At 67.1% G+C, this 6,540-nt stretch carries 6 protein-coding genes and 1 pseudogene; 1 reads left to right on the top strand and 6 read right to left on the bottom strand.

Annotated features, from left to right (window positions below):
* Positions 1-293: pseudogene (locus tag G3N94_RS38830) on the top strand (RNA chaperone Hfq); the annotation flags it as partial.
* 115 nt (positions 294-408) lie between these two features.
* On the opposite strand, the gene G3N94_RS38825 reads toward G3N94_RS38830, so the two are convergent.
* From G3N94_RS38825 to G3N94_RS38800, 6 genes are all read right to left on the bottom strand, one after another.
* Entirely contained in the window at positions 409-1,107 is a 699-nt protein-coding gene (locus tag G3N94_RS38825; RefSeq protein WP_205799501.1) for a DUF2968 domain-containing protein, read from the bottom strand.
* Positions 1,108-1,162: 55 nt separating this feature from the next.
* Positions 1,163-2,554, bottom strand: a complete 1,392-nt coding sequence (locus tag G3N94_RS38820) for a sigma-54 dependent transcriptional regulator (protein WP_205799500.1) — start codon at positions 2,552-2,554, stop codon at positions 1,163-1,165.
* A gap of 18 nt (positions 2,555-2,572) precedes the next feature.
* Positions 2,573-4,378 (bottom strand): TadG family pilus assembly protein, encoded by a 1,806-nt coding sequence (locus G3N94_RS38815; protein WP_241022326.1) that lies wholly within the window; start codon positions 4,376-4,378, stop codon positions 2,573-2,575.
* A gap of 7 nt (positions 4,379-4,385) precedes the next feature.
* Complete coding sequence (locus G3N94_RS38810; protein WP_205799499.1) at positions 4,386-4,724, bottom strand: DUF3613 domain-containing protein; 339 nt, start codon at positions 4,722-4,724, stop codon at positions 4,386-4,388.
* A gap of 23 nt (positions 4,725-4,747) precedes the next feature.
* Entirely contained in the window at positions 4,748-5,632 is an 885-nt protein-coding gene (locus G3N94_RS38805; protein WP_205799498.1) for a pilus assembly protein, read from the bottom strand.
* 23 nt (positions 5,633-5,655) lie between these two features.
* Positions 5,656-6,540 (bottom strand): type II secretion system F family protein (locus G3N94_RS38800; RefSeq protein WP_205799497.1); only part of this gene is annotated, 885 nt, incomplete at its 5' end.

Here is a 6,540-nt window from a genome sequence, read left to right as displayed (position 1 = left end):
GCTCGCACGGCGGCTCCCGCGAATCGCGCGGCGACAGTTACGGTTCGCGCGAGCCACGCGAAGGCTACGCACCGCGCGAGCCGCGTGAAGGTTATACGCCGCGTGAACCTCGTGAAGGCTATGCGCCGCGTGAGCCTCGTGAAGGCTATGCGCCGCGCGAACCGCGCGAAGGTTACGGCGCGCCGCGCGATGCCGGCGACCCGTCGGCCGCTTCCGCACCGTCGGAACCGCGCAACAGCAACGGTCCGGTGATCGTCACCCGGCGCCGGCGTATCGTGCCGGACGGCCAGTAACGTCAATAACCGCCAAAAACGCAAAAGGGCAAGCCCACGGGCTTGCCCTTTTTTTGTGCCGCACGCGGGCGCCGGCGCGGCATGTCGCCGCAGCCACCCGGTCCGCGCCGCGCACTCAGTGCACGTTCGGCAAGCCGGCGTCGGCCTCACGCTGCAGCGAACGCACCTGCTGCTGCAATGCACGCAATTGCGACTGCAGTTCCGCCTGCTGCGCCTGCAGCGCCGTGGTTTCGCTGCGCACCGTTTTCTGACGGTCCGCAACGGCCGTCTGCTGTTCGCGCGCGATCGAAATGTCCGCCTGCAGACGCCGCGCGCGTTCCTGTGCCGCATCGATCTGGCGATCCGTCTGCGCCTTCTGCGATTCCAGCCGCGCCGCGCGCAATTCGTTGACGGACAGTCGCTCGGCCTGGCGCGAGAAATCGCGGTAGATCGCTTCCGCGCGCGCGTCGTCGTAGGACTTGATCACGCGCCAGAACGCCTTCTGCTGAAACAGCGCGATGTAGTACGCGCCGTCCTTCACGTTGAACAACAGGCTCGCGCCATAGCTGCCGCTGTAGCTGGTGCGCATTTCCGTCAGCGAATGCGCCTGGATCTGGCGCTGCAGTTCGTCGACCGTGCTCTGGCCGGTCGTGTCGCCCGCCTGCATCGGCGTCTGTGCCTGCGGATCGATCGACGGAATCGCGACGACAGGTGCCGCCGCCGGTTGCACCGCCGCCGATGCATCACCCGCCAACCCTTGCGCGTACGCGCACTGCATGCCTCCCAACATGACGAGCAACAGGCTTGCTCGCCCCAACCCCGTAATCTGGCTCATGTAATGTGATTCCCGCACCGACTCGTTGTAATTTTGCGCTGCATTATCTCATTAATTATTCACTTTCGCGGGTCTCGGGCTCCTCGTCGAAGATCTGGTATTTGCGCATTTTTTCCCACAGCACCTTGCGGCTGATGCCGAGCTGCTGCGCGGTGTCCTGGCGGCGCCAGCCATTCGCGTCGAGCGCCGCGATCACGCGGCTGCGTTCGCCCATGTCCCACTTGCTGCGGTCGACGAAGACCTCGGCCGCGCTCTCCGCCGGCACCGGCTGCCCGACGCTCCGCGCATGCGCGACCAGGCGCTGCAGCCGCGCGGCATCCCAGCCGCCCGTCTGCCGGACCGTCACGCCGACACGTTCGGCGAGGTTGCGCAATTCGCGCACGTTGCCGGGGAAATAGCTGTCGGCGACCGCGTCCGCGAGCCAGTACGGCAGGTCCGGGAGCTGCGCGAGCTTCTCGTCGCCGACGACCTGCGCGACGAACGACTTGAACAGCGCGATCTTGTCGACCGCGCCGCGCTCCTCGAGCGACGGGATGCTCAGCTCGATCACCGCGAGCCGGTAATAGAGATCGGCGCGGAACTGGCCGTCCTTCACGAGCTGCGGCAGCTTCTTGTTGCTCGCGGCGACGAGTCGGAAATCGACCTTGATCGGCGACGTCGCACCGACCCGCAGCACCGCGCCATCCTCGAGCACGCGCAGCAGCTTGACCTGCTGGTAGAGCGGCAGGTCGCCGACTTCGTCGAGGAACAGCGTGCCGCCGGCGGCCTGTTCGAAATAGCCTTTATGCGCAACCACCGCGCCGGTGAACGATCCTTTCGCATGCCCGAAGAACAGCGATTCGAACAGGCCGTCAGGAATCGCACCGCAGTTGACGGGCACGAATTCGCCGAGCCGGTAGCGCGCGTGCTTGTCGTGCAGCAGTTGCGCGATGCGCTCCTTGCCGACGCCGGTTTCGCCGTGCAGCAGCACGTTGGTGTCGCAGTCGGCGAACGTATCGACTTCATGCAGCAGCGCCTGCATCGATTCCGAATGCGCGACGAGCTCGGACGGGCGCAGCGTCTCCGCGGCGTGCGCGTGCAGCTGCGTGACGAGCTTGCCGACCATCCCGCGCAGTTCCGCGCAGGTGAAGTCGAGCGGCAGGATGTGCGAATACTCGGGCGGATACTGTGACGAGCCGTGGTCGCGCGCGGCGCCGACCCAGACGACCGGCATGCCGATATTGGCTTGCCAGTCGCGCAGGAACGCTGCGCCGCTTTCGATCATCGTCACGCTGATGATCGCGAGCGACGGACGCAGCGCGGCACGTTCGGGCGAGATTTCCGCGTTGTCGGCGCGGATCACTTCGACGTCGAAGCTCGCCATGCAGCGGGCGACGCGGTCGACGATGTCCGCCTTGCCTTCCCAGACGTACAGGTCGAGCTCTTCGATTGCGGGCGTGGTTCTCATCGGATTGATCTGACTTCTCTAATTACTTACCGTTTGCGCGACGCCACAGGTCAGCGCCTGATTGTGCACCGTCGAGACACCGACCTGGGCGCCGAGCAGATTCAGCAGCGGAACGATGATCTGGTCGAGGGCGGAAAGCAACGGGGCCAACGCACCCGTCAGCAACGAGATCAGCGGATCCAGCATCGTGCCGAGCTGAACCGAGGCTCCACCGATATACAGTGCCAGCCCGTTCGTCGATGCGAGGCTGCTCGCAACCCCCGACAACGCATTGGTCAGCACCGAACCCACTGCGTTGGCGTTCGTCGTCTGGTAATCGTCGGAATCGCCGGTCACACCGTTGAACGTCAGCGTTGCCGAACTGCTGGACGGCACGGATGCCGGCAATGCGAGGTTTGCCTTCACCTGGACGGCAGTCGTGCCCAGCACGCTGGCCGACAGAATCGTCGCCGGAACGGTGCAACTGAACGGTTGCTGGGCGCTCATGTTCGGCGGCGTATCCCCGATGCAAAGGTTGGCGACGCCCGTCTGCACACCGACCACAGCTCGGCTCGCCGCCTGGGTCGGCGCGCAATTGGTCGACACCAGCCACGCGGTGCCGGGCGCGACTTCGAGATAGATCGGCAGATGGACGTCCGCACTGACGATCTTGTTGAGGAAATTGTTCAGCCAGCCGAGTCCGAGCAGGTTCAGGATCGTGATGTTCGTCGTACCCAGATCGGCATTCAGATACAGCCGGATTTGCGCCGTGCTCGCCTGCGTGCGCCACGTGCCCGTGGTCGGATCGATGCCGCCCTCGCCCACGGCCAGCACCGGCGGCTTGATGATCTGCACCTGCAACGTCGCGTTCACGAGACCGAGATTCACACCCGTGTTGACGTTGATGGCCGGCTGCCCCGCGGCCGCCACCTCGGCCGCGACCATCAGCGCATCGAGCAGCGTGACGCGCGCATCCGCGGCCGCCTGCTTGTTCGCCAGCCCCACCGCCAGCACGCCGGGCGTCGAGCCGTTGCTCAGCACGTTCACCGTCGTCGTGCCCACCGCGACTTTCGCGATCGCCTGCAGCGCGCTCGTCGCGACACCCGCGTTCACGTTGGCCACCTGCGTCTTCGACAGCGCAGTGACCAGCAACTGCGCGAAGCCGCCCGCCGTCACCTGCACGTTCGCGAGCTGGTCCACCGTCCCGACGTTGGCCGCCACGACGAGATCTTTCAGCGCGATCTGCGTGGTCGCGAGCCCCTGGTACGACAGCGCGCTCAGGTTGAGATTCGCCCCGAGCAATGCACCAAGGACGTTGTTCACCAGGCCGCCTTGCAGCGTCACGAGCGATGTCCCGAGCGTGAACGCATCCGGATTGACTTCCTTGCCGATCGACGTCGCGGTGACGGTGCGCTTCGGCCCGAGGAAAAAGAACGGCACCGGCTTCGACAGCGTGACCTGAACCGCATTGAGCTGGCTCGACGCACTGCCGAAGTACGGCGGATTCGGAAACGCCGCCACATCCCAGCGGCCGCAGACGATCGACATCGAGTTACCCGATGCCTTCGGATCGAATCCGTTTGCCGACGCATTCTGCGTGGCGGTCGTGGTCGGTTGCGCGCACTGGTCGTCCATGCGCTGCGCGGCGGCGAGCGCGGACATGTCCGCGATCCGCTGCAGGTCGCGGCGCTGGAAGAACAGATTGCCGATATCGATTGCTCCCAGCACCACCACCGCCAGAAGCACCCACACGGCCGCCAGAACCGCCACGGCGCCGCGCTGACCGCCCATCCGCCGCCGGTCGCGCGGGCGGGCGCAGGAACCGGTCGATCGAGCCGAACGCATCACCGCCTCAATACGACGATTGCGCGGCGCCCTGCCCGCCCGGCGCTCCGCCGCCGTTCGCGTTCAGCGGCGAGCCCATCGAATCGGGGATCTTGTTCTTGAACGAATCGAGATAGCGCTGGTACGCAAGCGACGCGGCGTCGCCGAGCATCGGCAGCGCCGGGCTCGCTGCCTGGTTGTCCCGCTGCAACGCGAGCAATGCTTCGGTCGAATGGCCGACTTCCGCGGCGCTCGGCGCGCTCTGCTGCTGCGCATGCGCGGCAGCGGCCGCGCCGACGAGCACGAGCAGCGCGACACCCCGGCGTACGCGTGCCGAGCGCTCGAGATTCCTGTTGTTGTCGTTCATGTTTGTTGTCCCCGATTGTCTTGTCATTGTGCAAACCGCTGCAGCAGCGGCGCGGTTTGATCGAATCCCTGAATGCTCGCCACCGGCGACGTGCGCTTCGCGCCGCCGCTTCCGGCGACATCGACGACGCTGCCCGACCCGACGGCCGTCGCGACCGTCGCGACCGGCGCGGGCGCCATGCGCCGCGATGCGTGCGATGCCGCGATGATCTTCGTCGCATCGCTACGGATGTCGTTGCGCACCTCCGGCGCCAGCTTCTGCTGGTTCATCAGCTTCTGCGCGTCGCGCGCGCGGCCGGACGCGAGCAGGTACAGCGTCAGGTTGCTGATGATCTTCGGATTGTTCTGGTCGAGCTCGGCGGCCTTCATCAGCGGCACGCGCGCCCCCTGCACGTCGCCGCAGCGCAGCTTCGCGTAGGCCAGGTCGGACAGCATCGACGCATCGGTCGGCGCGAGCACCGATGCCTGCGACAGCGCCTGCGCGGCGCGTTCGAAATCGCCCGCGGCGCCGGCGATCAGCCCGAGCCCGCGATAGCCGCGCGCGGCGAGCGGCGTGTTCAGCAATTGCGTGTAGACAGCCGCGCTCGCGGCCGGCTGGTCGGTCATGCGCAGCGCGTCGGCGCGCAACAGGATCGATTCGGGCGACGCGCCGTACTGCTTCTCGTACGCGTCGATATGCGCGAGCGACGCGTAATAGAGCCCCTGCGCCTGCATCCGCTCGATCAGGCCGAGGTACATGCCGGGCGTGTCGGGCGCGGCCTGCTTCTGGCCGGCCGCATCCATCAGCGCCGCACGCTCCGCCTGCGCGCCAACGCCATAGCCGCTCTCCTTGAACGCCGAACATGCACCGAGCAGGCCGACCATCGCCGCCACGCCCGCCAGTTTCACGATTCCACCGATCCCGTTCATCTTCGTTCCTTCCATCCGCCGCATCAGTGGCGCGCCTGGGCAAGCGCGTGCAATACCGAGATCACGCCCGGGCCAGCCGTCACGATCAGCAGCGCGGGCAGCAATGTGACGATCATCACGCCCGTCATCTTCACCGTCAGGCGGCCGATGCGCTCGCGCAGCATCGCGCGGCGCGTCTCGCGCAACCGGTCGCCGAACTGCTTCAGCGGCTCCTGCACCGCGCCGCCGTGCTTGTCGACCTGGATCATCAGCCGCACGATCGCGCGCAGGTCCTCGTTCTCGAAACCCGCCGACAGCCGCTGCAGCGACTGCTCGCGGGTGCGGCCGGCCGCGAACTGGCGCTGCGCGATACCCATCTCCGACGACAGGACCGGCATCATCCCCTTGAAGTCATTGGTCACGACCTGGATGCTCTGGTCGAGCGACAGCCCGACGCCCTGCAGCAGGCGCAGCATGTCGACGAGGAGCGGCAGTTCGTCGACGACGCACTGCCGGCGCGCCGCGGCCTTGCGGCGCAGGTAGAGCTTGGGCAGCATGAAGCCGACGACGAGTGCCAGCGCCATGCCGAACAGCCAGCGCCCACCCGTCAGGCCGGCGCCGAAGAATGCCGCGAACAGGAACGGCACGACCAGTGCGCACGCGACCCGGCCGCTCAGGAACAGGCCGCGCGAGCGCGTGTCGACGTAACCGCACTGTTCGAGGAGCCGGCGGTCTTCTTCGGCAACCGCATGCTGGCCGATGCCCGTTTCGAGCCAGCGCATGCCGATCACCGACATCCGCTCGAGCAGTTGCGCGACCTTCGTATGCCGTTTGGCCGCCGGCGCGTGCTCCGGCTGGGGTGACGGCGCATTGCCGTCCGCCGCGGTTCGCGCGCGCGCCGCATCGAGCGCGGCCGCGCGCCGGCCGAG

This window comes from Burkholderia sp. Ac-20353 (genome assembly GCF_017104785.1).
In the GTDB taxonomy this organism is placed as follows: Bacteria; Pseudomonadota; Gammaproteobacteria; order Burkholderiales; family Burkholderiaceae; genus Burkholderia.
The sequence above is the reverse complement of the archived record's forward strand: the minus strand, read 5'-3'. Positions and strand labels throughout refer to the sequence as shown.